The sequence below is a fragment of the Clostridium tarantellae genome, from assembly GCF_009295725.1.
GTDB classification, from domain to species: domain Bacteria; phylum Bacillota; class Clostridia; order Clostridiales; family Clostridiaceae; genus Sarcina; species Sarcina tarantellae.
In genome coordinates this window covers 1-962 of the sequence record NZ_WHJC01000553.1, presented here as the reverse complement: position 1 = coordinate 962, position 962 = coordinate 1, and the positions used below count along the sequence as shown (strand labels likewise).

Annotated in this window: 1 protein-coding gene; it reads left to right on the top strand. The window is 14.1% G+C overall.

The window, feature by feature from the left end; all coding sequences use genetic code 11:
- Nucleotides 1–366: 366 nt before the first annotated feature.
- On the top strand, nucleotides 367–962 hold a 596-nt coding region (locus tag GBZ86_RS16290; RefSeq protein WP_327445298.1), incomplete at its 3' end, for a PAS domain-containing protein.

The window sequence follows — 962 nt, the reverse complement described above, 5'->3', positions numbered from 1 at the left end:
ATAATATCCTATATATTAATAGGAATAATATATACAATAATAACTTTTTTAATAATATTAATTAATGCAACAATTTATAAGTTTTCAAAAAATAAATTAATTATAATTAGTAGCATTTATTTCATATTTATGGGATTTTTAAAAGCAATCAATTATATTATTGCAATTTATTTTAATATAGAAATGATAAATATAATAGGATTAATAGAAGCTTCTTTTTGTTTTTTTATATCAAATTATTTTTCTTTAACTAAAAATAAAAACAAAATAGTATATTATATTATTTTTTCTTTAAGTAATTTTTTTCTTTTTTTCTTTTTAAATTTTAATATGGTAATCAATATTATAGTATTAGAACTTTTTTTATTGAGTTTATATAATTTAAGATTTAATAAACTTTTAAAAGGTAATTATATAAATACTGTAAAAATTTATTATATATCATTATTTATTTTTCAATGTTTTATTGTAAAATGTTCAGTTAATAATTTATTAAATAAAAATTTAGTTTTAATATTAGCTATAATAAAACTTTTATCCTATTTCATTGTTTATTATTGGTTAATACAAAATTTAACCAATAAACCTTATAATTTTCTATTTAAAGATCTTTATGAAAGAAATGATGAACTTAAAGAATTAAATAAAAAATTAAGAGAAAGAAATAAAGCATTAGAAGAAATTCAAAAAACACATAAGGAAAAAAAGAAATATATAAGAAATTTATTTGATAGTATACCTTTACCTATAATTATAATAAGTAAATGCAATTATAGAATAACTTATGGAAATAAAAATTTATTTGAATTATTAAAAAAAAATAATCCTAGACTAATTATAAATAAAAAAATAGATGATTTATTATACATTAAAGATATTAAAACATTTTTAAAAGAAAAAAGATTAGAATCTACTATTCAAATAAATGAAAAAGAAATGAATTTATATGTAGAAGTTTTAAC